The sequence below is a fragment of the Jutongia sp. SJQ-6 genome, from assembly GCF_054161275.1.
Genome location: NZ_CP195314.1, coordinates 950,017 through 976,219 on the forward strand (window position 1 = coordinate 950,017; position 26,203 = coordinate 976,219).

Here is a 26,203-nt window from a genome sequence, read left to right on the forward strand (position 1 = left end):
TTTATAATAAAATATGTATATTACACTCGTAAGAATTAGGAGGTGTCTACATGAGTGCTTTACCACAAATATCAGAAGCTGAATATGAAGTGATGAAAATTGTTTGGAAGTATGCTCCTATTAACACAAATGAGATTACTGAAAAACTTTTAGCAACATCTTCATGGAGTGCAAAAACTATACAAACCTTAATCAAACGCCTTGTTAATAAAGGAGTTCTGACCTACGAAAAAGATAGCCGGGTATTCGTTTATTCACCTTTAGTGAAAGAATCTGATTATATTGATCAAAAAAGTAAATCTTTTTTAGAACGATATTTTCATGGGGATATCACCGCTATGTTATCCACATATATTGAAAATGACCACTTATCCGAAACAGAACTGGAAGATTTACGCTCTCTTCTTTCCAAAAAAGATCCTACAGGAGGTTCCACGCATGGATGAATTTATAACCCATTTTTTATTATGCAATATTGTTATCAGTATTATTATTGGCATTTTTTTAGTATCCAAGTGGATCTTTAAAAACACTCTGACAAGCCGGATGCAGTATAATTTATGGTATTTTTTACTTGTTCTGCTTTTAACACCATTTTTTCCAGTACAAAGTAAACAGTTTCCTGACCTTTTTTCCTGGCTCAATCATGTAATTATATCACCGGCATTTCAAACAGATCAAAATAAAACCGTAGTCTCCCCTGCAACCCTCTCCAATTCTTCTGACTGGATGAACGAATTTACTATCTCTGTAAATTCCAGCACTCCGACAATTATCAGAAGCATTTTGTTATGTGTATGGATTGCCGGTATGTTTGTAGTGCTCGTGTTGGTACTAAAGTCCTCACTGCAATTGCGTTCTTTAAAAAGATCCGCACTTCCTCTTCAAAATACCACTATATGCAAACTATATAAACAATGTTTATTCGAGATGAAAATCACAAGGAATATCCCCATTTATAGCACTGCTTTCCTAAAAACACCTATTATTACAGGCATTTTTAAAACCAGAATTTATATGCCAATTCATCTGATATCGGATCATCAGAAAACGGATGTGCGCTATATCTTGCTGCACGAATTACAACATTATAAACACAAAGACTCTCTTGCCAATTATCTAATGTTTCTTACAGCAATACTATATTGGTTTAATCCTATCGTCTGGTATGCGTTAAAAGAAATGCGTAATGATCGAGAGATTGCCTGCGATACTTCCGTTTTAAAAATGCTTGATGAATGCGATTATGAAAAATATGGAAATACACTGATTAATTTTGCTGAGAAGATTTCTTCTTCTCCTTTTCCGTTTGCTGCAGGTCTTGGTGGAAATATCAAACAGATAAAACGGCGTATCATTAGCATTGCTTCTTATAAAAATCCCTCTTTTCATAAGAAGGCAATTGGAATTATCGCCTTTATGCTGATTACTGCTGGAATTATAAGTTTTACTCCTTTTATTTCATCCTATGCTGCTATCAACGATCAATATAACTGGAATTATTCTTCAGAAAATATAACGCAGACCGATCTTTCTTCATACTTTAAGAATTATGAAGGCAGCTTTGTTTTATTTAATTCCAATCGTGATAGCTGGACTGTGTATGACATGGAACATGCCACCCATCGTATATCTCCAGACTCCACTTATAAAATATATGATGCACTTTGGGGATTAGAGGAAAATATTATTACACCACAAAACTCCCTACTTATATGGGATGGAAAAGACTATCCTTTTGAAGCATGGAATACTGATCTGACACTAGATTCTGCTATGGCAGCCTCTGCTAACTGGTATTTCCAGACAATAGATGAACGTCTTTCCCTTACTCGTATTCAAAATTATCTAAACAAAATTGAATACGGAAATAAGGATATAACGGGTGGATTATCTTCCTATTGGCTTGAATCCACCTTAAAAATTTCTCCTGTAGAACAAGTGGAACTTCTGAAAAAATTACAAGCCAACAATTTAGAATTCCATTCCAACAACCTTCAGGCAGTAAAGAATTCCATTCTTCTTTCATCTGTCAATGATAAGAAACTTTACGGAAAAACCGGTACCGGACGCATAGATGACAAAGATGTGAACGGTTGGTTCGTAGGTTATATCGAAACAACAAATAATACCTGCTTTTTTGCCACCAATATCAGTGCAAATAGTGATGCTACTGGAAATAGTGCAGCACAAATCACCATGTCTATCTTATCTGACATGAATATTTGGAGACAATAAAAATTTCACATGTCTTTTAATTATCAAAGAGATTGGATAAACATACATTATAATTCTTTACCCAATCTCTTTATTTTTTCCTTATTCCGTGAAACTTACCATAGTGTTACATCCCTTTTTTTCAGCAATAATACCTGCTGGAAACTGATTTTCGCAATACATTTTATTTCGCCCACTAGGTTAAACAAAATTTTGTTTTTTTACTGTATCATCATGCATTATCCTGTATAATGAAAGTATCAAAAGATAGGCGGAGGCAGTGCAATGAAGAAAATACACATTGAATTCAGCGATGAGCGGCTCATTACTCCCAGTGGTCTGGTATTCGTAGGGCAAATACTTGGAAAAAGCAGTTTTGTTAAAAAAATCAACCGTGCTCCAATTTCAAAAGATTATCTGCAGAAACAGATAAAAAATGGAGACGTGCTCCTCACCTATATTGGTATGCTCTGTCAGGGAAAACCCCAGTATGAGGCTGTCCGTGAAATGATGGATGACCCTGACTACTACAAATACGCATTAGGCATCTCCTATGTGATTCCTTCCGCCGAAACACTCCGTCAGCGTTTTGACATGATCGGGGATTCCCTGCGCAAAGACATCCAGCAGGCAAATGTCGACATGCTGCGTGAAATGCACATAGAGCCGACAGCCCTGGATAACGGCTTTGTTCCTGTCGATATTGATGTAACCCCCTTTGACAATTCGAAATCCAATAAGGAAGGCGTATCCCGTACCTACAAGGGTTTTGACGGATATGCACCAATTATGGCATATATCGGCACAGAAGGATACCTCGTCAATCTTGAACTGCGGATTTGGAAACAGCACTGCCAGAAAGAAACTCCTGATTTCCTGAGAGAGACCATTGAACTGTGCAGACAGCTGACGGAAAAACCACTGCTCATCCGGCTGGATTCCGGCAACGATGCATCTGAAAACATAGGCATCTTTATGGAAGAAAGCTATAAATACAACAATGTGTCTTTCATCATAAAACGGAATCCCAGACAGGAAAGTAAAGAAGAATGGCTGGAATCCGTCAGGGAATGCTGCCAGAATATCCAGCATCCACGTGATGGGAAAACTGTTTATATCGGACAGACCTTCCGGAATGTGACATATTCCCTTTCTGATAACGAGGAGAAAACTGTCGGAATACGCACAATTTATGAGATCACGGAAAGAACCATTGACCGATATGGGCAGTATTTTATCGTACCCGATATAGAACTGGGCACATACCGGACAAACACTTCCCTGCCAGACGAAACAGTCATTGATCTTTACCATGCCCACGGAGAAAGTGAGCAGTATCACAGTGAAATCAAGACGGACATGGATGTTGAAAGACTCCCGTCGGGAAAGTTTGAGAGCAACAAACTGGTGCTGGAGCTGACAATGATCGCATATAATATCCTTCGAATCATAGGGCAGGAATCGCTGAAAAAGAAGGATGCTCCCGGCCGGAAGAAAATACATCGCCGAAGAATACGTACGGTGATCAGTAATCTTATGCAGTTTGCGGGACATCTGACAGAACATGCCGGCCGTCTGGTGCTGTCCATTGGAAGGAGTAATCGCTGGAAATTTACTTTCAAGCGTCTTTATGACAGCTTTGCATTCATCACCTGACAACAGGTAGCTGAATATGGCAATGGCAGCTGCACACAAATGGTGCAGTCTTTTTTTGAACGCAAAATTATGCAGCATTTTCAAAATTTAGTATACAATAACAAATATGGCAAACATTTCCTGTGTGCCTTTTCATTTTGAAACAAGGTTCACGGATTCAGGAATCCAATTAAATTTTTGTTAATTTTACAGCCGACACATTTAATATTACACGAAGAAGAAAATCTTATTAAATATGCAAAAAGGCTTCTGCCCAAAACAGGGCAAAAGCCTTAAAAATTATGCGATTTTTAGGTTTAGTTGCAAGCCAAGGGGGACTATTTCATCTGCCCGAAAACACGTTTTTGAAAAAAGTGTTGCAAAAGCGGTTGAACACAAAGATTTTCATATCCGATAAGCCTGAATTTTGCGGCGCAATCGGTGCGGGATTGTTTGCCGTTGACAGCGACAGATTGTTGGAAAGGCTCGAATGTAACGCCTTGAACATAAACCCGAAAAATCTTGTGATTTTATTCGGAACGAATGACATCGGCATAGGAGTTCCGACCGAGTACACCTTGAAAAATATAAAAGAAATTTTGCAAAGAACGCAGACACTTTGCTCGAATACCGCCGTAAAAAGCAGTATTCGGGCATAAAAAAGCCTCGGAACACGAATGTTCCGAGGTGATGGCAGATTATATCAACTGTCAAGTCTTTAAAGGTGGAGATTTGTCCATATGGTATCAGATGAAAATCATTCGTGTTTTGCGGCGAATTCTTTTAATAATTTCATTGCAATGACATCATGCTTTTTCGAAAACATATGCCCTCCGCCATCTATAAAATGAAGTTGCACCCGTTTGGAATCTTGCATTCCGATCGGCATCGTACTTTTATATGCTTCTGCCGCACGTTTGGCATAAGAAACATCTACGATTTTATCCTTTGTACCATGCACGATGCACACCCTGCCGGCGTAGTTCTTAATTTCTGCAAAGGCATCCATTTGCATGACATCCATTGCATAGCAACATCCCAATTTCATCAGTCCGCAGCGGAAAGTATCGGGAACATTTTGCGGATCAAATTTTGCCATCATCATTTTTCCGGCTCTGGCGTCATCCGGGATACACAATGCCGGATAAAACAGGACAAGTTTTTCTATCGGAAAGTTGTTCTTTGCTGCCACCAAAGCAGACACAAAACCGCCCTGACTGCATCCCATCAATAAAATTTTTTCAGAATCTGTATAGGAAAGATTTCTAACATATTCAATGACCGCTTTCAGATCTTTGGTTTCTGTCAGAACAGACATCTCTGTGGTTTTTCCGTCACTTTTTCCACACATAGCAGAACCGCCACAAAAATCAAATGTAAATGCAACATATCCCATTTCAGCCAAAAAAGCCGCATAATGTTACACACTGTCTTGCCATGCCATAAATCCGTGACATACAATTGCAATCGGAAGATGATCTCCTTTTGGACGGTAGATTGTTCCACGAATCGTCAATCCATCTCTTTTGCATTCAAAAGTGCTTTCTGTAATTCCATCTGATAAAACAGGTTTCTTAAAAATCATAATTTTTCTCCAAATTCAGTGGTATTTTATTTTTGTTGCATCGGCTATATTTTTAACACTGATTTTGTGTAAATGTTTTAGTCAATAGCTATTTTGCTTGTAATAATCATAAGCACGGGAAACACAAAGGAGCATTCTTTCATGATCGACATATTGTTCTTTGGTTTACTGTTAACTCACACTGTCATAGTATAATAATGCCATTACTTTGTCAATAACTGAAATCATACCTTGTGCTTGAAGTTCTTCAGCCTTTTTAACAACGGCTTCTTTGGTAGGGTAGGGGAAAGAATATCATCAAAGCATTTAAGTACGATCATCGGCAAAATGACTTTCTCTGATAAGTCTGCTGAATAATATTCAGCCATACCTTCAAGTACGTATTCAAGAATTGTGCCTTTTGAGCCTTCGCTAATGTTTTCGTTAGCGGATATAACCTTAACTCCGTTTTTTCTATTGTCCATTTTTTACGGACTTGTTCAAAATCGAATTCCATCCTTTTTGTATGTCTTATCACTTTTAGGCTTGTATGAGAATTTTAAGAAATGTTTTTTAAAATCTTTGATTTCTTAACAGTGCTTACGGTTGCCTGAATTATCGGACCGGAGAGCAAAACGGTGGCAATTGTGCAAATTCCGAATTTACCGCCGAGCAAAACGCCGATAAGTACCATTATAATATCAAGAACCATTCGTACGATTTTGATTTTCCACCCGTTTTTTTCGGCAAGCGAAAATGTGACTGCTTCATATGAGCCCCTGCCGAAATCAGCGGCGGAGTAAATCCCCGTTCCGAACGAAAATATAGCAATGCCAAGCAGCATTATAACAAAATTAACCGCTTTAATATCTGTATAATGCTGAATTTTTGTGAATACATCTACGAAAAAACTGTAAATGATTTGGTAAAGAATTGTGCCAATATTGATTTGTTTTCTGTCATAGAAAAGGGCAAAAATTATCATTGCCACAGCCACAATAAGCGACGATGTGCCGATTGACATACCTGTCACATTCGTCAGCCCTTGCCACAATATCGCAAGTGTTGCGCCGCCGAAACCTGCGCCTATTGCAAGCGTAATTCCGTATGCGGATATTATTGATCCGATAACGATCATCAGCGTTTTTGTTGCATATTTTTTGAATTTCATATTATCACCTAAAAAAATAAGACTGTAAACTCTGCTGTTGTGTTCAGAAACAGCAAAATTTATAGTCTTCATCAGCCGAGACAGCTTTATTTTTTTGATTATACACCCGAGCTTTTATAAAGTCAACGGTTATAAATATGATTTTCTGTATTCGCTCGGAGTTTTGCTCATTTCAATTCGTGTTACGATTTTGATTTGAGCGATGTCTCTCAAAAGTCTCAGTCATAAATGCCCCCAATCGCACTAAAATGACTTTGAACACTATTCTCTGACGAAGGCGAAGGTGCTTTGTCAAATGTTCTGAGTATTTCTTCAATTTCTTTTTCTTGTTCGTCCATTTGATTTCTCCTTGTTCGATTTCTTTTCGTAAGGAAAAGGCGGCAGCGGAAGCTCCGCTACCGCCATCCTTAAATGGTTAGCTATCTGTTATTTCACAGATTTTCTTTTTTAGTATAAACAGTAGTTGTCACAACTCCGAAGCCGCTGACGAACAGCAGAGCGATCCACAGCCACTCATACTGTTGTCGCCGGTCTGCGGATTCTGAACATCATCCGAAGGCTTGGTGGTATCGTCAGACTTGGTAGGAGCGGCAGGTTTGGTTGCCTTCTGACCTTCTTCGATAGTCTGAGTCGTTACTGCAGAGCCACCGGCAGAATCAAAGGTTACGGTATAGTTTTTATTTCTTTGTTGTAACAGTCTTAGCTTTTGACCAGCCTGAATAAATCCTTATGGATTTGCCGTTAATCTTAACTGTCTTATAGGTGCGAACTCTTACATAATACTTTTTCTTGCCCGAAAGCTTTGAAATTTTCTTTGATACTGTTGTATTCTTGCCTACTGTTACGGTCTTAGCCTTGCTGAATTTACTTGAGGCACTGTACTGTACCTGATAGCCTGTTGTCTGTGTAGCCTGCTTCTTCCACTTTACTGTAAACTTCTTTGAACCTGCTTTAAGTGAGGAAATACTTGTTGCCTTTGGCTTGATTGTGAAATAAAGCGTCTTTGTTCCGCTGTATTTACCCTTAAAGGTAATCTTTACTGCGTACTTGCCAACATACTTTCTGCCTTTTGCATAAGACACAGTATAGTCAGTATTCTTAACAAGTGTCTTTCCTGTTCTGTCCTTAACAATAACCTTAGGTGTTCTAACCTTTCCGTTATATGTTAATGATGTTGCTTTAAGCTTTATGCTTGATGCCTTTGGAATTACTGTCGTTGAAAGAGTTTTCTTACATACCGAACAGTAATTTACTATCTTGCCGTTTGCTGTTGGGGTTGCCTTTGTTACGGTTTGCTTTGTGGTGTGGGCAATCTTAGCAATATTGCCCCAAGATGCAAGGTCGGTTATTTCCTTTGTACCGAGTACATCTTCATAGAACTTGCCACAACCTTCGCACTTGTAGTATGCTTCCTTACCGCCCTCTGTGCAGATGGCAGCTTTCGCAGCAACCAAAGTCAGATTGTGAGTGTGCGGTACAGTTTTGTAATATCCGCAGGTGTCGCAAACATTGTCAGAACCGTAATCGTGAGCCGCTTCGTCCTTTTTGTCGTGGCAACGAGAACATTCATGCCAGTGGTTAGTATCATCAGACTTCCATTCTGTGCCTGCGGTATGTCCGGGAGCCGGAATCTTCACACTGGTTTTATCGGTAATTTCTACCGATCCTGTTGCATCTGCGAACCACTTGTCACAGCCATCGCAGGTGTAGTATGCGGAATTGCCCGCAGTAGTGCAGGTGGCAGCTTTCGCAGCAACCAAAGTCAGATTGTGAGTGTGTTCTTCGTTTTTATTTTTGTAATAATATGTAACAACCGTTCCGTCCGAAACAATAGACTTATTCAAGCCGTCAACCTTTATAAATTCATAATCATAAAGTGTTTTTGCCGGTGTTAAATCAAGCTTTGTGCCGTATGGCACGGTAAATGTTCCGCCGGCAGTGTTTGGAATTTCAGAGCCGTCCTCAAATTTATACTGAATTGAAACGGTTGTGTAGCGCTGTGTTTCCGTATTGTCGTCTGCAAGCACATTTCCGTTTTCATCGAGCACCTGAAATGCCACGGTATCGCCGCTCTTAAGCTGTGCATCAGACGGAATTTGATAAATAAGCGAGCAACTCTTTAAGCCTGAATTAAAGTCGCTTTTGATGTGATCCAAAGCACCGAGCGGCCAGAAATTTGCCTTATCATTCCAAACAGGAATGTCAAAGGTTTGTACTGTTTGAAGCGGATTCCCCGATGAATCGGTCGCAACGCTTCCGTCGGAGTGCTTAATCCACATTTTGAATTTTAATTGTCGTGCATTTTTATCTGAAATGTTTTGAATAACAGTTCTAAGCTCGATTTTTTTACCGTTCATATTAGTATTAAATCTGCTTTTGCTGTTGCCGCTCAAAAGTCGGTCATTGCGATTATATGTGTAATTATAATATGAACTTGTTTCAAGGTCGGTAAAATCAGACGGCTTTGAATAAGCGCCCGTATATTCCTTAACCTCGGGAGTTGCAACATAAAGGTCTACATCCTTAACAAGCTGAGACATTCGCTTGAAGCCCTGCAAACGGCAAACCTCACAGAATTGATAGTTTGTGTCTCTCATTATGCACTCATAACTTGAAACAAGCATTTTTGAGCCGTAAGCATTGCGGCAGGTATATGTGTTTCTAAAACCTAAAAGCTGTCGCCATTTTATCTTTTCCTGGTCTTCAACCGAGGAAAGATTGAGTGATTTAAGTTCCTTATCGTCAATCAAATATCCGTTACTGTATTCATCACCGAGACCGAGCAAACCGTGTCCAAACTCGTGTGCAAAAGTTTTTGACGCACGATAACTGTCTGATGGCGAAATGAAATAATGGAAGCCGTATTCACGGTTATTATAAGCACCGCCGAAATCTGATTTTGTGTTTACAACCATAGCGAACTGAGCAATATAATCGTGAACATAATAATAAGGCTCATATTCCGAACCGGACGGAATTGTGTTTGGATCACACTTTTTTTTGATATGAGCATCGTGAATTTTCTCGATAAATTCAGGACCGATACATCTCTCAAAAATATGATTTTTCCACTGACTTCCGTGGAGATTATTAGAAATAACAGGCGAATTATATTTGTCGACTATAACATCAAAGAAGGTGCTTCCACCATTGTCAAAAGTCGATTCGGAAGCTGTGCAAAGAGCGTAAACATTGAATCTGTCGGCATAACTGCGATACGGTTCATATTTCATAGCGTCCTGCCAAAGTCGTTTGACATCATTGATGAATTTGCCCTGCTGACTTTTTGTGTATCCCTCGCCGCAAACGACAACAACCATATTTTCCGTGTCGCTGCGTGTTTTTTGGATGGTATAAACAGGGATGGTAGGATTAGAATATTTTCCGTCATTTGAATACCACGGGCCGAGGGTGAGCTGAATGCTTTGCTCGGTGCTGACATTCCAATCGGGATTTGCGTCCTCGGCAGGTTCCGAAATTGTATAATCATCCTCTTGCTTATTTGGAGCAGAGCCGATATAAGGACTGCTTTGTGAGCCGCTGCCGGAAGTTGTAACAAAATATTCGGAATCGAGATAAAATGCAGGTCTTACGCCCAAATCGGAATACCACGGAGCATAACGACCGACCTGACCCGATGAACTGATATAACGCATATCGTGATTGCAATCGGTAACAGGAGTGCGAAGCCAATAAGGCCAAGCCATACCGTCATTATTATACGCAACATAATAACCTTTGAGATTTTTCCACACGGCATTAGCCTGCTTTACATCAAGAAGAAAAACCTTTTCGGTTGTAGTTTCAAAATATGAACTGTCGTAGTTTGCCACCGCTTCCGAAATATCGGTGTAGTATAACAAATCCGAATTTGCGTCTCCATCAACTATGCCCTTGTTGTATTCGGGATGAGAAACGAGAGAACGCTGGGTAACGGTTTTCATTGCCGCAATTTCAGATTTTGAAAAAGCGTTGAGAAAACCCGCTTTTTCGTTGTACGCTCCCACACCGCTTACATATCCGTCTTTCGGAGGGTTGCCGCAAAGCCAATCGACTTTGCCTTCAGCTGCGGTCGAATTTAACCAAGAACGCATATTGCTGTCTTTCCAATAGTTAGAACCGTAATCATCACGCTTATAGCTTCTGCTGTGTGATTTTGAATTGCTGTTGTCATTTGTTTTGGCATCATATGCAAGGGTGTCAACAATTTTGTCTGCAAGCATAAGCGGTCCGTTATTGTCAATGCTTACACATCGCCAAAGAATTGAGGCATTGTTATACGCGCCCATTTTAACATAGTCGCCAACTTTAATATCGGGCTTTGATGCCGCCTGAATGGTCATCGGCAAAACGGAAATTGCCATGCACAATGCCAAGAATATTGCGGTTATTTTTTTCGTCATTAAGGAACCTCCTTTATAAGCTATATATTTGCTTTTATTATATTGTAAGGTGTTATATGCGTCAATGAAAATCCACCTTATTCCGTGAAACTTACCATAGTGTTACATCCCTTTTTTTCAGCAATAATACCTGCTGGAAACTGATTTTCGCAATACATTTTATTTCACCCACTAGGTTAAACAAAATTTTGTTTTTTTACTGTATCATCATGCATTATCCTGTATAATGAAAGTATCAAAAGATAGGCGGAGGCAGTGCAATGAAGAAAATACACATTGAATTCAGCGATGAGCGGCTCATTACTCCCAGTGGTCTGGTATTCGTAGGGCAAATACTTGGAAAAAGCAGTTTTGTTAAAAAAATCAACCGTGCTCCAATTTCAAAAGATTATCTGCAGAAACAGATAAAAAATGGAGACGTGCTCCTCACCTATATTGGTATGCTCTGTCAGGGAAAACCCCAGTATGAGACTGTCCGTGAAATGATGGATGACCCTGACTACTACAAATACGCATTAGGCATCTCCTATGCGATTCCTTCCGCCGAAACACTCCGTCAGCGTTTTGACATGATCGGGGATTCCCTGCGCAAAGACATCCAGCAGGCAAATGTCGACATGCTGCGTGAAATGCACATAGAGCCGACAGCCCTGGATAACGGCTTTGTTCCTGTCGATATTGATGTAACCCCCTTTGACAATTCGAAATCCAATAAGGAAGGCGTATCCCGTACCTACAAGGGTTTTGACGGATATGCACCAATTATGGCATATATCGGCACAGAAGGATACCTCGTCAATCTTGAACTGCGGATTTGGAAACAGCACTGCCAGAAAGAAACTCCTGATTTCCTGAGAGAGACCATTGAACTGTGCAGACAGCTGACGGAAAAACCACTGCTCATCCGGCTGGATTCCGGCAACGATGCATCTGAAAACATAGGCATCTTTATGGAAGAAAGCTATAAATACAACAATGTGTCTTTCATCATAAAACGGAATCCCAGACAGGAAAGTAAAGAAGAATGGCTGGAATCCGTCAGGGAATGCTGCCAGAATATCCAGCATCCACGTGATGGGAAAACTGTTTATATCGGACAGACCTTCCGGAATGTGACATATTCCCTTTCTGATAACGAGGAGAAAACTGTCGGAATACGCACAATTTATGAGATCACGGAAAGAACCATTGACCGATATGGGCAGTATTTTATCGTACCCGATATAGAACTGGGCACATACCGGACAAACACTTCCCTGCCAGACGAAACAGTCATTGATCTTTACCATGCCCACGGAGAAAGTGAGCAGTATCACAGTGAAATCAAGACGGACATGGATGTTGAAAGACTCCCGTCGGGAAAGTTTGAGAGCAACAAACTGGTGCTGGAGCTGACAATGATCGCATATAATATCCTTCGAATCATAGGGCAGGAATCGCTGAAAAAGAAGGATGCTCCCGGCCGGAAGAAAATACATCGCCGAAGAATACGTACGGTGATCAGTAATCTTATGCAGTTTGCGGGACATCTGACAGAACATGCCGGCCGTCTGGTGCTGTCCATTGGAAGGAGTAATCGCTGGAAATTTACTTTCAAGCGTCTTTATGACAGCTTTGCATTCATCACCTGACAACAGGTAGCTGAATATGGCAATGGCAGCTGCACACAAATGGTGCAGTCTTTTTTTGAACGCAAAATTATGCAGCATTTTCAAAATTTAGTATACAATAACAAATATGGCAAACATTTCCTGTGTGCCTTTTCATTTTGAAACAAGGTTCACGGATTCAGGTTTTTATCTTTTCGATTTCTCCTTCAATATTCTATATTGATACTCTGGTATTTTCTTGATACCACCATTTAAGATCTTATTTCCCAAATAACGGAAACTACCATCTTTATTAAATTTTACAGTTAGCTCATGAGTAATGACCGCCTCATTACATAACACCATTTCGCAAACCGCATCCACGGTAAGAGTAACTGTTCCATTGGAATTATGTTTAATCTTTGTTACTTCCGGGATAGAAGTTCCAAAAAAATTAGGAGCATAATTAAAACATCCCAATCGCATCCAATCATATGTCTTTTTCTTTTCATTATAACTTGCATACTTTTCAATATCTTCTCTGGAAACAGGTAAATATTCCATGATCAATTGCTCAAATTGATCTTTGGGTATTCCACTTGGATATTTTTTTCCATTAAATTTCTTTTTATATTTCATAGCATATAAATATTCATATAAACCATTATAATCTATCTTTTGCATATGTTCTTGATCCCAATTAGAACATAAAATATTATTGCCCTGATACGCTAAACCACGAACGCATTTTCTTGACAATTTCCGCTTATTATCACTCATTGGCTTAATCCTGATCAGACAGCTTCCATCTACCATTTCCGTCACTTCAGGATATTCCGGCACACACAATTCATAGCAAAACCATCCTTTTCTCGAATATCTCCATTTCTTTATCCTTGTGTAGGAAACAAATGTAATAATTGGCTTACCATTATCATCCCACGATGCATTTGAAGCCAATAGAAACATATCCTTTCCGTCATAAATAAATTTTTCTCTTCCAATGCTGCCCTCGGAATGAACTTCATAAATAACACCCGACCCTTTCTGTTTCTTCTGTGCTTTTGCAAGAAATGAAGAAAATCTTTTATAATTCTCCATATTAGAATAATCTTCAGAAACTGTAACAGAATAACCCTGTTGTTTTATCTTTTTAATCATTTTACATATCGATTTGTTATCTAAAACAACATTTAACGAATCTCCTTTATCCGCATTTCTATATATATGTTCAAGTCCCGACATTATCTGCATAGAATCTCTTGTAGCCTCTTCATTCTCTTGAGCGGATACCGGCAAGTCATATCCTTTTTCCAGATCTTCTTCCGATATAACATCTTCTTTTGTATTATTATTTGGGACACTTTTTAGCTTTTTCTCATGCTGACTTGATGTCTTTTTCACATCATTTGTCTTTTGACTGCACGAACAGCAAAAAACACAAAGAGTCATTACAAAAAGGATTAAATATAAAAATTTTCTCATAATTCTGCACACTCCTTCCTGTTTTCAATTTTTACCAAACCATTTATCCAAAACAGCCTTATCTTTTTTTACCACATAACCACTTCCTCCTATTCCCTTTACATCTTCAACCATACTGACAATAAGAATAGGTTTTTTGTTTTTCTTATCTGGTGTCATAACAGCAAACCACCCTAATTCAGTTCCTGTCGTATCACTCTGCGACTCTTTAATTTCAGCAGTTCCTGTTTTCCCTGCTAAAATCATATCTTTACGATGTATGGCATATCCCGTCCCGTGTGAATCATTTACTACACTTTTTATACCCTCTAACACTTCTTGGGATACGGATTTGGAAAAGGCTTCTGAAATCCACTGCTCTGCTTTGGCATTTTCTTTATACAATAAATACGGTTTCAACACATTTCCGTCATTGCAAAAACTTGTGTAAATACAAGCCAAATGAAGTGGATTGACAAGTACCTGTCCCTGACCATATCCCGTATCCGCTAACCCTACCTCACTTTGAATATGCTTATTATTGGAGAACTTTGACTCCGCCATCTTTATTTCAAATGGAATAGATGAATGAAACCCCAACATAGATAATGACCTCTCCATCTCTTCTGTTCCGATTTTAAGTGCTGCTTTGGCAAAATATATGTTATCTGAATATATCAATGCATTTTTCAGTATAACGGGGCTATATGTATGAAGTGTCGTAACATGATATGTCCCCCATGTTTTATCTTTTTGCCAGCTATGTCCTTCATTTCCAAAATTATCTGTTCCGGTAAATGCTTCAGACTGTAAACCAATCGCCGCAATAACAGGCTTGAATGTGGATCCCGGACACCATACTTGTCTAAAACGGTTATACAATGGTTGTTTCTTATCTTTATTTAATCTATCCCATTGCTTTTTACTCATTCCCATTATAAATGCATTCGTATCATAGGAAGGTGTACTAACCATTGCCAGCACTTCCCCAGTAAATGGATTCATGGCAATGGAACAACTTTTGTCACTTTTAAAATTTTTATATAATTGCGCCTGTAAATCCGCATCTATCGTTAATTTAATGTCTTTTCCATCTTTCACTATTTTATATGCCAGCTGCTCTTTCTCTTTTCCTTCTGAATCAGCAATATATATTTTGCATCCATTTTCCCCCTTCAATTCCTTTTCATATACCCCCTCTAACCCCGTTTTTCCAATGACACTGGCATTTGTATATCCTTCTCCTGCATGCTTTTCTAAATCTTCTGCAGTTACATTTTGTACATACCCCACTAAATGTGCAGCCTCATCCTTTAATGGGTATTCTCTGACTTCTACATCCGAAATCATTACACCAGATATTTTTAATAATTTTTCCTGTCGTTTTTGTTCCTCGACAATTGTTTCATCCGGATCCAGTGCGAGTAAATCAAGTTCTTTTACTTTTGCAATTTTTTTAATCGGGACAAATGAATCTTCTTTTACCCATTTTGCCGTTAATTCCTTTTCTATATCTTCTGGTTTTATTCCCAACAATTTCGCAATTCTGACAATGGATTTTTTCCTATTTTCTAACTTTCCAGGTATAATTCCAACAGATGAAGCAACACCCTTTCCCGCAAGCATTCTTCCATTCCTATCCAGAATTTGACCTCTCTGCGCCTGTATTACGGACACACGCACTTTGTCATCCTCTGTAAGCCCTGGATAGATTACTGAATTACTCCATACCATTTTGTACTGATCATCTTGTTCTAAAAAAGCAACTTCGTTTTTAAAATCCACTTTTCCGGCTACTGTGTCAAAAGCTGTATTATATTTAACTGTTAAACTTTCTTCTTCATAATCTATAATTTTTATATTGATGTTTTTTGCTTCAATCCCCTCATAAATAGCAGAATTACGCTTCACAAAGTCCTCTTTTTCAATGGTTTCTTTACTCTCATTTGTTATCATTTCATACATTTTGCTATAGTTTTTCTGACAAATGCAATTCATATATGACTTCAAAACCTGTTCAGGACTTTTGACAACCTCTTTCTTAGTTATCCCTTTTACAGTAAACAGGACTACACCAGCTATAAATATTATACTTAGCACCAAAAAGCCAACACGGATCATTCTTCTTTTTCTATTATGTCTATATTTCATAATTACTCATTTTCCTTTCATTTTTCTTTCATCCAATCTATGCAACCTAACACCTTTTTTCCTGTATGACCGGATTAACTTTTGATCTACAGGAATAATACACATACGAACACTTTCGCCGTATGCGAAATAAGGATAAATTCCTACTCCATCTCTATAATACAAATCGCTTGGTAGATTATAGCTATGAAATCCTTTTTCTGTCTGAAATATATGATCATATGCCTTTTTATTTAATTTTTTATACAAACTTGTTATCTTATTCTTCTCCATATTCGGAAAAAGCATTTTCAAACAATAAAAGCATAATTTCTCATATTTCTTATACATTTTTTCTGTATAACTATGATCATCAAAATTAACTGTAATAGCTTCTATGTTTTTTGTATGTTTTATAGTGTACACAGCAACAGTGGGTAGTGTCAGTATTTTCTTATTTTCCGTATATTCATAACACATATCTCCTTTCAGCCTTCCAAAATCTTGTTTATATGAATACCATGTTACAAGCGACTGAATATATTTCTTTCCATAATCTTGGTAATAGCAATAGTTGTAAGCATCTATAAAATCTTTAATCTCTATTGCAAAGTACAATTTCTCATTTTTCCTGGCAACACTATTATTCCAATCAATATAACTCTGCTCACAAGGTAAAGCCGTGCTTTCTGATGTTTTAGTATCCTTTCGTTTATCTTGAATCACTTTTTCGTTTTTGCAGGCAGTCAAAACAAATATACATATCGTCATATACAAAACCCATTGTACTATATGTTTATTCTGAAACATCTTTTACTCCCTTCTTGCTATTCTTACATTTGTAAGAATTAAGACTAAAATATATATGTTTTATATTACACCCGTAAGATTTAAATGTCAAGATACAATATACTTTTCTTGACGCCTAAATATATTATATCAATATACTTCATACCGATTGGTTAATATATTCTTTTGCCTTTTTACAATCTTATTTGGCTTCTCAAATAAATTATAATAATTCATATACACATATTCCGGTTCTGATTCTTGATACGGCTATTGAAATTATTCTTCCGATGTACCTCGCTTCATTTCCCGTTGTTTAAAATCCTCTTTCCCATCAAAATATAAAATATATTGGTCATCATTCTGTTCTTCACCACTAATAACGACTTTTACATAGGTATCCGTCCATGTTACCTCCCAGGAATCCTGATGAACACTGCAACCATCATTAAGAACATAAAACGGATACTTTGTAATTATTCCTGATTCGTCTCCCAATATAATGGCTCAGTTGTCAAGACAAAAATTTAATATTTTTATAATGAACTGATATGTTGACGGGTTACATGAGAGAATGCAATGTAGCGTCTCCCGGACTTTTTATATTATGCGGCTGCTCTGGCTTCATCCAAAAGCATTGCCGGATAGTACATCTCTGCAGGACGCTTATTATCGATTGCCTGATGGCATCGCTCAAAGTTATAATTGTAGATATATCTTCCGATGGTTTCTCTTGCTTCCTTGAGATTAGCATACTCCGTGAGATATGCTTCCTCATACTTGAAGCTTCGGAACCAGCGCTCAATCATGATATTATCTGCCCAGCGGCTTTTACCATCCATGCTCTGGCGAATACCGTTATCACGAATGAAAGCAATATATTTATCACTGGTAAACTGGCTGCCCTGATCCGAGTTGATGATTAACGGCTTTGCTACTTTAAATGCCTTTTTACATGCATTGATAACCATAGTGGTATCCAGAGTGTCATCAACATCCCAGCCAACGATACAACGACTGTACCAGTCGATAATGGCTGTCAGATAAAGAAATCCATGCTTCATTGGAATATATGTAATGTCAATCGACCATGCCTGATTTGGGCGGTCTATGACTGCATTACGAAGCAGATATGGACAGACTTTTTCCTGTTTCATGCGCTTAGACAGATTTATTTTGGGATAAAACGGTGTAATGTCCATTTCGCGCATATATCTTCCTACTTTACGGCGACCAACCTGGTATCCGCGCAGCTTAAGCTGCGCAGACATCTGACGGGCTCCCCAAGTAGGATTATCAGTATGCAGATGGTCAATGATCGCTTTGCATTCCAAATCTTCCTCTGAAACCGGGGTGCCACTATAATATACGCTGGTGCGGTTGATTCCGAGTAGTTTGGCTCCTGTAGAAACCGACAGCTCCTTAGTCGTCAAAAGGTTTCGGACTAAATTTACTCTCGTAGTCAGGTCCGACAATTTCTTCAGATTTTTTTTTGAGCCAGTCAACCTGCATGGTAAGTTGACCGACCTTTTTAGCGTATTCAGCTTTTTCCTTGCGTTCTTCGGCAAGTTTTTCCCGGAGATTGTCTTCTCGCTTATTATCGAAAGCAAGAGAAGCATTAGCAAGGAATTCTTTCTTCCAGTTACGAAGGAGATTTGGTTGAATATCGTTTTCAACAGCAAGAACATTGAGTTCTTTCTCGCCCTTAAGCAGTTGGAGGACAAGATTGGTTTTAAATTCAGCACTGAAATTTCTTCTTGATCTGGACATAATAAGTACCTTCTTTCTTTTGGTGATTATAGTATATCAGATTCATTAAGAAATGTCGCTTTCAGTGTCTTAATTTATGAGGCCATTATAATTTTTCTGCCCTCAAAAATTTTGGTTAACGTACCAATCATGTACCAATTTTTGAGAGCAAAAAAAATTAAACCACTTTCAAAGCATCCGCAATCTGGTCGATTTCTTTATGAATAAGTCGCAAAACTCAAATTTAATCATAGCATAAAAGGGGGGAAATGTAAAATCGAATCTTTTGATCTGCTTGGGCAAATATTCTTCAAATCCCCTTTGATTTGTCAGCTTTTTCTTTTCAACATATAAAACAAATGGGCAATTTGGAACTTTTAACATTTCTTCAAGCTTGTTGATTCCGATATTGCTGTATAATGTGGCTTCTTGTTTTGTCAACATCGCTTTTTGCTATATCATGCACAAAGGAATACACTTTTTCTGACCACTGCCATACATCCAACTTATCATGGCTCAAGCAAAACGCTCTGTCTGACAGTTTTTCAGGCATAACTTTCATTATTTGATCCTTGTATTCAAACGGAATGACAATCATATACACATAATCAGCCAGCTCCACTTCATCTTTTACCTTAATAGGTAAAAAGCCATCGTGCACAACCAGTGGATGCTTTTCTAAATCATCATACTTGAAATAAAATCGTACACCTGGCGTAAAGCCTGCACTCATCTCGTCTTGTGAAGGGCTTCTTCCAAGTTTTCTCTCCATTACCAATCTGTCCCCAGCCTGACAGTTTCCCCATGAAAACATTACATAATGAAAAAAATCTGTCGGATCATTTGCTGCATTTCTATCTTCTTTCTGTAAAACAGTATCTGGAAGTTTCCTTGCATTTACGGCAGATAGTAAAGAACCACATTTCAAAATAGAAATTGCATTTTCTAAAGGTGCCGTATGACACACCAAATCTGTCATACAGCCACCCCTTGCTTTACATGCTGTACATTCCCTTATAATTTCAGGTCTACATACATTCTTATATTTGTCCAGATTAAGCATTTCTTTCTGAACATACTGTAAAATATCGTCCCTGTCAGCCTCTATTTCACATTGTCTTCCGTGATTTTTCTCATAATTCACAAAGTCAATCATGTCTTTCATTTCATTATCACTTACGTTCGGATAATCCGACAAAGCTTTGTATAAAACGCCATCCCATAATTCTGTAAACTCATGATTTCCTATATTTAGCTTCATAGTGCGGTCACCTGCCTCTCAATGTGTTTTGATTCATTTCTATACTGCCCCTCACCTTATACCAAATCATCACTAATCTTCATCCTTATTTCTTCCGGTATTGTGCCAATTTCCTTATCCCCCTTATAGGATATTATTTCATATTTTGATTCATTGGTCTGCTTACAAAAAATGAAATCCACTTCATATAATTCTCCGAACTTTTCATTTCCAATTTGTTCTATCCGAAAAGAATATGGCACCAGACAATCATCAATCAATTTTCCGTGCTTATCCCTGTTTTCTCCACACAATAAAATAAACTGCAAATCTGTAATACCTATCTTGTAATTTGCTGTAAAGGTAACCACATCCTCTGTGATCAAAACTTCCATATTCGTAATCCTATATAAATCCTCTAAATGATCCGTCTTTTTTTCTGCCAGATCATATGGATGATTTTTATCAAAGAAAAACTCTTGTACTTTTAATCCATTCTTAGTTTTCGCATGTTTATAAAACTCTTTTGCCTTTAATTTCGTATTTACGCCAATTAAATGTAAAAATGAGGAATTTTTGAAAACTACTTCAATGCTTTTTCCTTCATATACATACATAAAAGTTTTTCCAGCCAAATATCTCTGATAATTCTTCGCAGCATTATGTATCTTCTTCAAAATTGCAGATTTTCCCATTTGTACTCCTCTCTAAATAAAAAAGGGAAGCGAAAACGCTTCCCTCTGAATAACCACTGGCAGTTCGCTTGAACATTTCTGCTCAAACCAAAAGCATATGACTTAATCCTCATACTGGATATGGCAACATCACTTCAGATACTGTGCCACGCAGGTCGCTATAATGTATCACTATAGCAAATCCACAAATATTTTACATCCTTTGTGCGGATGTCCAGTGCTTTCTACTATTATATTATGCCCATATAATCCATTTGTCAATCAATAAATTGATTTTTCCAATAATTGACAAGCATCCGTCACACAATCTATGTGATCCGTGTTTTTTGAGTACTGAGGCTCGTGAACAGAATGCCGATATTCCATTGATCGTTGAATATGTGCGACCTTCTTTTCAAAATCAATATCAGACCATTTAAGGCCAATCATTTCGCCTGTTCTTAATCCAGTCTGTAATACAAACGCAAACTGATTGTAATTGCTGCTGTCTTTCGCCACTTCCAGAAATTTTTTCTGTTCATGCACTGTCAATGCCCTTATTTTCTTGGGATCTTTACCAATATTGTATTTAACTGCTTTTGTAACCGGATTTTTTGAGATCACATCATTCTCAACCGCATCCGCAAACATACAATACAAAGTAATCCTTGCCTGATATATTGTCGATGTCCTATATCTGGTTTTCATCTGATTTAGAACATTCTGGCAATGCATTGGTTTTACATCAGATAACATCATATTCCCTATGCAATCTTTGATATTGTGTTCAAACCTTTCCCCATAATTTCTTATCGTATTTGGCCTGATAGTATCGCCTTTTATATTATTAAGCCAATACTCAAACCAGGCTGTGACTGTCATATCACCACCGGCATTGATTTCACCATGTTCATCTTGAAACCTTGCATCAGCATACCAATTACGACATTCCTGCAACTTGGGAAAATATCATATCAAGGCTTAAAAGTCCATATTTTCAAATTTCAACAGATTTCGCTATATATTGTTCAAACTCTTTTCTTTTAATAAGCTTCTTTCTCCCTATATACAATACAAACGAACAGTTTGGAGCCTTTGCCATCTCATCTATTTTGTTAATTCCTATATTGCTATATGCGGCGGCCTCCTCTATCGTCAAATTCATCTTTTCCCATATCGGCACATCTAATCTTCCTCTTGCCATTTCCGTCATCCCCTTTCCTTTGTTATTGCTTTGCTTCTGCGCCGCACCTCACCGATCAGGTCAAGGCACAATTCCCTAAAAAACGGTTGTAATTGATGCGTCCTGTATTTATTATTCAAATTCCTCACATCATCACACAGACAATTCCAAAAATGAACTGCCTCTTTGGATTCGTTGTGAATATCCGGAGGAAATCCAACAAACTCCACCGGTTCAACCAACTAATAATGGATTTCAGAGTACCGGGGTTCAAAATATCAATAATGTCCCAAAGAAAAAGAAACATGGATGCCTATGGTCTATTATAATATTTTTCTTAGTATGTGCATTACTATATCAATGCGGTAATTCGGATAAAGATTCTGATACTAAAAATACAAATAGTACATCCGTGTCCAACAAAGTTACTAACACACCAGCAGTCAAAAAAGACTCACAAAAAAGCAAGACAAATTCAAAGCCCAAGCAAGAGGCAAAATCTAAGCAAAAGGCAAAGCCTAAAAAGGCAGCGAAGGTTAAGCCAACATTATCACCGAAGCAGATTAAGGCTAAGGAGAAGAAAGCTGCTAAAGCAAAAAAGGCAAAATTCATAAATGCATGTAAAACATATAACTACAAAAAGGTAATGCGCAATCCAAACAAATACGTTGGCAAAAAAATCAAACCCAAATGCCAAATAAACCAAATTTCCGAAGATGGTTTGTTCACGCAGGGATTTTTGAGATGCTATTCCTATAGTGGATATGATATATATGCAGATAATGAGTATGTAATATTTGACGAGCGTGCAGCTAAAACGCCTAAATTGCCTTCCAATGATATAATCACTGTATATGGGACTATAGAAAAGCCGGAGGTAATGACTAGCGCACTTACTGGCACTAAAGATACTGTATTTACAATAAAAATGAAATACGTCAAAATACATAATTAGAATCTTTGGTTACAGATTGGTTGTCAAATGGTTACTTTTAGGTCACATAAGTAGATTAGATTAGTATAGTATAGATTAAGTATAGATAAGAATAGAATAATTAGAATAGTATAGGGGAAATTCAGAAAAATTGACCAATATCTAATTTTTGTATATTGTATTTGAATTTTGCATATGCTATAATGCCAATAGGCAAAGAGAAATGAGAAGTCCATGCAGTTCGACTTCAAAACAAAAACCCCCGGTGTTCCAGCACCGGGGTTTTCTATTCCTATTTTTTGGTGTGGAAAGGCTTAATTCCACAGGCTGGCTACCGACTATTTGTCACCGTCCAACCATTTGATGATGTAATGGCAAATTACACCAGCCGTAACAGTGACAATAAGAGAAATGATATATTCCACGCAGTTCACCTCCCTTCCGTACCAATCTAGGAGGCGGTAACAAACCTATTTTATCATATAAACCTTGTTTATTCTATAAACTTTTATCTTCCTCAAGTGGATAGTTATCTTCTGTTGCTTTAATTACTAGCGAATCGTATCTTCGCCTTTTAATTGTTTTTTATTTGCATACATGGCTGCATCTGCAATAGAACATATATGTTCAAAATCCTCGTCTGCATCCGGCGTGGCAAAACCAATGGCGCAGCAATAAAGAGTCTTAGAAAGCTCCCTCCGCATATGATCGATCAGAGCAGGGACATCATCTTTTGAAACCCGTGAACATAAGATCATAAACTCATCACCACCGGTTCGATACAGGTGGCATCCCCTCGGCAGTATATTTTGAATGCACGCTACAATCGTACACAAAGCCGTATCCCCGGCCGCATGGCCATTCTCGTCATTGAATCTCTTCAGATCATTTAAATCAATGGAAATTACCGCTGTCAGACATTTGCTCTTTATCAAACGATCCGCATCCAGATAAAAATACCGACGGTTGAGCGCACGCGTAAGTGGATCTCGCTTGAACTGCTGTGTCGTCAAATACATATAATAAAATGCAATACCCACAGCTCCCGTGGTATTGATGAGTCCGTCATAATGGAAAAAAGCCTCCAGAATGGCAGCTATCGTGTTCGTTACCGCAATGAAAATTGCGATCAGCGATTCGTATGTATGCTCCATCTTATATAACTTATTAGTCAGGATAACCAACAGAATTAAATAAAAACCGGAGGCAGCAAATGCCGAATATCCAAGTGGCCCCCGCACAAATTCATTCTTATCCGAGTATGAAAAACAAATACCTGAAAATAACGCAGTGGAAGCGATCAACATATTCAGAATTCCCGGAAGCACAATAAATTTCTTAAACTTTTGCGACACTCTGTTACCACAGGAAAGAAGGATCACAAAGCATATATTGGTTGGTCTAAGCGCATACCCAATAATAGATACTGCCACACGCAACATTGTCGGATACGGAAGTGTCGCACACCAGTATTCTATACTGTCAACGATAACCAGACACAGTACTGAGCTTATCGCAATGGAAAACAACCGAATTACCTTTCTCTGAAATACAGGATTTACATTGACGAAAATCAACATAAATAAGGATATTAAGATCGTCGCAAAATTCAACTGTAAAAAATAATGAAACATAAACTCCTCCCTTTTCTATCTGTAAATATACAAATTACACATTATTATAACGCAGAAAAGGGAGAATGTCTTTATAGGAACGTTCCTTTTGTCATAAAAAGTGTCCCTCTGTCTTCGTTACTCTCTTTATTTAACGTTGATGCCACTGGCATATTGCTGCAGAAACTGTTTCTTTCCACATGGTCTTCCAAAATAATATCCCTGCAGATAATCAACCTTCATTTCTTTCATTTTCAGAAGCCATTCTTTTTCCTCGATGCCTTCTGCGCATATCCTGACGTTAATACTATGTACCATGGGGATGATATTTTTATATAATTCATAATCCCTGTCATTGTTCATCGCCTTGGCAGTGAAATCCCTATCCATTTTCACGTAACTTGGATTCATATCACGAATACAATGAAGATTCGAATATCCTGTTCCAAAATCATCGATCACAAAGGGAATCCCGTTCTTGTCCAGAGTTTTACGGAATTTACAGAACGAAGGTGTCATATCCATAAATCCGCTTTCTGTCATTTCAACACATAAGCATTCCGGCTGTAATGAATATTTTTGAATTGTATCCAGAATATTCCGCTCCACATTGCCTTGCAGGATCTGAACATAGGATACATTTACATTCATCCGGAAGTCAGGAATATATTTCTGCATTTCACAGCACATTGCTGCAGCTTCGTTCAAAATATATCTTCCAGCGGGAATGATCAATCCGGTCTCTTCCAATAATGGGATAAACTCCATCGGTGAAACAAACTCCCGCCCTTCTTCCGTTATCATGGAAAAACGCATCAGTGCCTCTGCTCCAATGATCTGTTCGGACTGACAGTCCACGATCGGCTGGTAGTATACTTCAAAGCCATCATAATGGTTCACAATAGCATTACGAAGTGTTGCTACGATTCTTCCTTTTCGTAAAAAGACCTCATAGTCATCCTGGTCAAAAATATAGAATCCATTTTTACCCATGCTTTTTGCCTGTTTCAAGGCAAATTCAAACTTTTTGCGGCATTCTTCGGTTCCCTCACAAAATGTTGCTGCATCTATAACACCAATAGAAATAGAAAATATAGCTTCATACTTTTCGGCTACTATGAAATTATGAAGTTTATCTGTAATCTTTTCTTTCAGTGCCACAGCGTCTTCTGCGGAAGAAGCTTCCAGATCCACAATCACATACTGATCCGCTACCAGATGATAAATTCTCTGCTTGTCTGAAAGGCATTCCTTCATACAGCCGGCTACACTTTTCAGGATATAATTACCATAATCAGCTCCCCTGGAGCTATTGATTGCTCCGAAATCATCAATTCCTACATGCATAAAAAAGCCCTTTGAAATGGGTTCCTTTTGCGAACGCAAGTAAGTAAGGAATTCCGGACCACCAAGCAGTCCGGTGATATTATCAGCCCTTCTCTTGTTGCCGGTCTCATTCAGACACCCGACCAGATATTCCGCATTTCCCTGCTGATCATCGATAACGATACCACGGCAGTTGATCCAGACCGGCATACCTTCTTTATCAAGCCATCTATAATGAAGATTATGTACCTTTTCTCTTCCTTCACATATATCCGCAAGATGCTTTGCAAGCATCTCACGGTCTCCTTCATATACTACCTTCATAACTTCATTAAACATATCTGTCAAGATATTACTCGGTATATTGAATCGTTTCACAGCTGACTGTGAAATCTCAAAGATATTATTCTGCAGATCAAATATATACAGATAATCGTCCATACATTCTGTAATGATCTCAAATAAAATATCATCTGTCCGCTCTCCAAATAATTGAAATATATCATTAATCATAACAAAAAC

General features: G+C 38.1%; 23 protein-coding genes and 1 pseudogene. 6 read left to right on the forward strand and 18 right to left on the reverse strand.

What is annotated here, in order from left to right; translation table 11 throughout:
• The first annotated feature begins 50 nt into the window (after positions 1-50).
• The 4 genes from ACSAJE_RS04470 to ACSAJE_RS04485 all read left to right on the forward strand — a co-directional run bounded on the left by ACSAJE_RS04470 (position 51) and on the right by ACSAJE_RS04485 (position 4,511).
• Positions 51-446 (forward strand): BlaI/MecI/CopY family transcriptional regulator, encoded by a 396-nt coding sequence (locus tag ACSAJE_RS04470; protein WP_118508047.1) that lies wholly within the window; start codon positions 51-53, stop codon positions 444-446.
• Positions 439-2,238, forward strand: a complete 1,800-nt coding sequence (locus ACSAJE_RS04475; RefSeq protein WP_458009782.1) for a BlaR1 family beta-lactam sensor/signal transducer — start codon at positions 439-441, stop codon at positions 2,236-2,238. Before ACSAJE_RS04470 ends, ACSAJE_RS04475 begins: the two co-directional genes overlap by 8 nt.
• Before the next feature lie 264 nt (positions 2,239-2,502).
• A complete protein-coding gene (locus tag ACSAJE_RS04480; protein ID WP_458009783.1) occupies positions 2,503-3,873 on the forward strand; it encodes an IS1380-like element ISClsp2 family transposase in 1,371 nt (456 codons plus the stop codon).
• A gap of 281 nt (positions 3,874-4,154) precedes the next feature.
• The gene (locus tag ACSAJE_RS04485; protein ID WP_118562043.1) at positions 4,155-4,511 is read left to right on the forward strand and encodes a GDSL-type esterase/lipase family protein; all 357 of its coding nucleotides are present in this window, start codon (positions 4,155-4,157) and stop codon (positions 4,509-4,511) included.
• A gap of 98 nt (positions 4,512-4,609) precedes the next feature.
• On the opposite strand, the pseudogene ACSAJE_RS04490 reads toward ACSAJE_RS04485, so the two are convergent.
• From ACSAJE_RS04490 to ACSAJE_RS04510, 5 genes and pseudogenes are all read right to left on the reverse strand, one after another.
• Positions 4,610-5,260: pseudogene (locus ACSAJE_RS04490) on the reverse strand (alpha/beta hydrolase family protein); the annotation flags it as partial.
• 12 nt (positions 5,261-5,272) lie between these two features.
• On the reverse strand, positions 5,273-5,437 hold the full coding sequence (locus ACSAJE_RS04495; RefSeq protein ID WP_458009784.1) for a hypothetical protein: 165 nt from the start codon (positions 5,435-5,437) through the stop codon (positions 5,273-5,275).
• Positions 5,438-5,975: 538 nt separating this feature from the next.
• Positions 5,976-6,587 (reverse strand): YczE/YyaS/YitT family protein, encoded by a 612-nt coding sequence (locus ACSAJE_RS04500; protein ID WP_458009785.1) that lies wholly within the window; start codon positions 6,585-6,587, stop codon positions 5,976-5,978.
• 466 nt (positions 6,588-7,053) lie between these two features.
• Complete coding sequence (locus ACSAJE_RS04505; RefSeq protein ID WP_082241386.1) at positions 7,054-7,308, reverse strand: InlB B-repeat-containing protein; 255 nt, start codon at positions 7,306-7,308, stop codon at positions 7,054-7,056.
• Positions 7,265-10,990 (reverse strand): M64 family metallopeptidase, encoded by a 3,726-nt coding sequence (locus ACSAJE_RS04510; protein WP_458009786.1) that lies wholly within the window; start codon positions 10,988-10,990, stop codon positions 7,265-7,267. The genes ACSAJE_RS04505 and ACSAJE_RS04510 overlap by 44 nt, the downstream gene beginning before the upstream one ends.
• A gap of 260 nt (positions 10,991-11,250) precedes the next feature.
• On the opposite strand from ACSAJE_RS04510, the gene ACSAJE_RS04515 reads away from it, so the two are divergent.
• Entirely contained in the window at positions 11,251-12,621 is a 1,371-nt protein-coding gene (locus ACSAJE_RS04515) for an IS1380-like element ISClsp2 family transposase (RefSeq protein ID WP_458009787.1), read from the forward strand.
• A gap of 165 nt (positions 12,622-12,786) precedes the next feature.
• Here the strand turns inward: ACSAJE_RS04515 and ACSAJE_RS04520 are convergent, their stop codons facing one another.
• The 11 genes from ACSAJE_RS04520 to ACSAJE_RS04570 all read right to left on the reverse strand — a co-directional run bounded on the left by ACSAJE_RS04520 (position 12,787) and on the right by ACSAJE_RS04570 (position 21,829).
• Positions 12,787-14,064 carry a DUF6070 family protein gene (locus ACSAJE_RS04520; protein ID WP_118562079.1) on the reverse strand — a complete coding sequence of 426 codons (1,278 nt, stop codon included), beginning with the start codon at positions 14,062-14,064 and terminating at the stop codon, positions 12,787-12,789.
• 24 nt (positions 14,065-14,088) lie between these two features.
• Positions 14,089-16,194, reverse strand: coding sequence for a penicillin-binding transpeptidase domain-containing protein (locus tag ACSAJE_RS04525; protein WP_458009788.1), 2,106 nt, complete (start codon positions 16,192-16,194; stop codon positions 14,089-14,091).
• A 6-nt stretch (positions 16,195-16,200) separates the two neighbouring features.
• Positions 16,201-16,983, reverse strand: coding sequence for a hypothetical protein (locus tag ACSAJE_RS04530; RefSeq protein ID WP_458009789.1), 783 nt, complete (start codon positions 16,981-16,983; stop codon positions 16,201-16,203).
• A 258-nt stretch (positions 16,984-17,241) separates the two neighbouring features.
• Positions 17,242-17,460: a hypothetical protein gene (locus ACSAJE_RS04535; RefSeq protein WP_458009790.1), complete on the reverse strand. Its 219-nt coding sequence runs from the start codon at positions 17,458-17,460 to the stop codon at positions 17,242-17,244.
• A gap of 107 nt (positions 17,461-17,567) precedes the next feature.
• The gene (locus ACSAJE_RS04540) at positions 17,568-18,467 is read right to left on the reverse strand and encodes an IS3 family transposase (RefSeq protein WP_458009791.1); all 900 of its coding nucleotides are present in this window, start codon (positions 18,465-18,467) and stop codon (positions 17,568-17,570) included.
• Positions 18,385-18,732, reverse strand: coding sequence for a transposase (locus ACSAJE_RS04545; RefSeq protein ID WP_243104188.1), 348 nt, complete (start codon positions 18,730-18,732; stop codon positions 18,385-18,387). The genes ACSAJE_RS04540 and ACSAJE_RS04545 overlap by 83 nt, the downstream gene beginning before the upstream one ends.
• Before the next feature lie 168 nt (positions 18,733-18,900).
• Complete coding sequence (locus ACSAJE_RS04550; RefSeq protein ID WP_118691536.1) at positions 18,901-19,155, reverse strand: excisionase; 255 nt, start codon at positions 19,153-19,155, stop codon at positions 18,901-18,903.
• A complete protein-coding gene (locus ACSAJE_RS04555) occupies positions 19,100-19,972 on the reverse strand; it encodes a hypothetical protein (RefSeq protein ID WP_458009792.1) in 873 nt (290 codons plus the stop codon). Before ACSAJE_RS04555 ends, ACSAJE_RS04550 begins: the two co-directional genes overlap by 56 nt.
• Before the next feature lie 56 nt (positions 19,973-20,028).
• Positions 20,029-20,646, reverse strand: a complete 618-nt coding sequence (locus ACSAJE_RS04560; protein ID WP_458009793.1) for a PBECR4 domain-containing protein — start codon at positions 20,644-20,646, stop codon at positions 20,029-20,031.
• 261 nt (positions 20,647-20,907) lie between these two features.
• A complete protein-coding gene (locus tag ACSAJE_RS04565) occupies positions 20,908-21,507 on the reverse strand; it encodes a tyrosine-type recombinase/integrase (protein ID WP_458010049.1) in 600 nt (199 codons plus the stop codon).
• Between the two features lie 115 nt (positions 21,508-21,622).
• Positions 21,623-21,829 carry an excisionase gene (locus ACSAJE_RS04570; protein WP_118507424.1) on the reverse strand — a complete coding sequence of 69 codons (207 nt, stop codon included), beginning with the start codon at positions 21,827-21,829 and terminating at the stop codon, positions 21,623-21,625.
• A 391-nt stretch (positions 21,830-22,220) separates the two neighbouring features.
• Between ACSAJE_RS04570 and ACSAJE_RS04575 the strand changes: the two genes are divergently transcribed.
• Positions 22,221-22,763: a hypothetical protein gene (locus ACSAJE_RS04575; protein ID WP_458009794.1), complete on the forward strand. Its 543-nt coding sequence runs from the start codon at positions 22,221-22,223 to the stop codon at positions 22,761-22,763.
• Positions 22,764-23,293: 530 nt separating this feature from the next.
• Here ACSAJE_RS04575 and ACSAJE_RS04580 read toward each other — a convergent pair.
• Positions 23,294-24,376, reverse strand: a complete 1,083-nt coding sequence (locus ACSAJE_RS04580) for a GGDEF domain-containing protein (protein WP_458009795.1) — start codon at positions 24,374-24,376, stop codon at positions 23,294-23,296.
• Positions 24,377-24,502: 126 nt separating this feature from the next.
• Positions 24,503-26,194 (reverse strand): EAL domain-containing protein, encoded by a 1,692-nt coding sequence (locus tag ACSAJE_RS04585; RefSeq protein WP_458009796.1) that lies wholly within the window; start codon positions 26,192-26,194, stop codon positions 24,503-24,505.
• Positions 26,195-26,203: the final 9 nt, after the last annotated feature.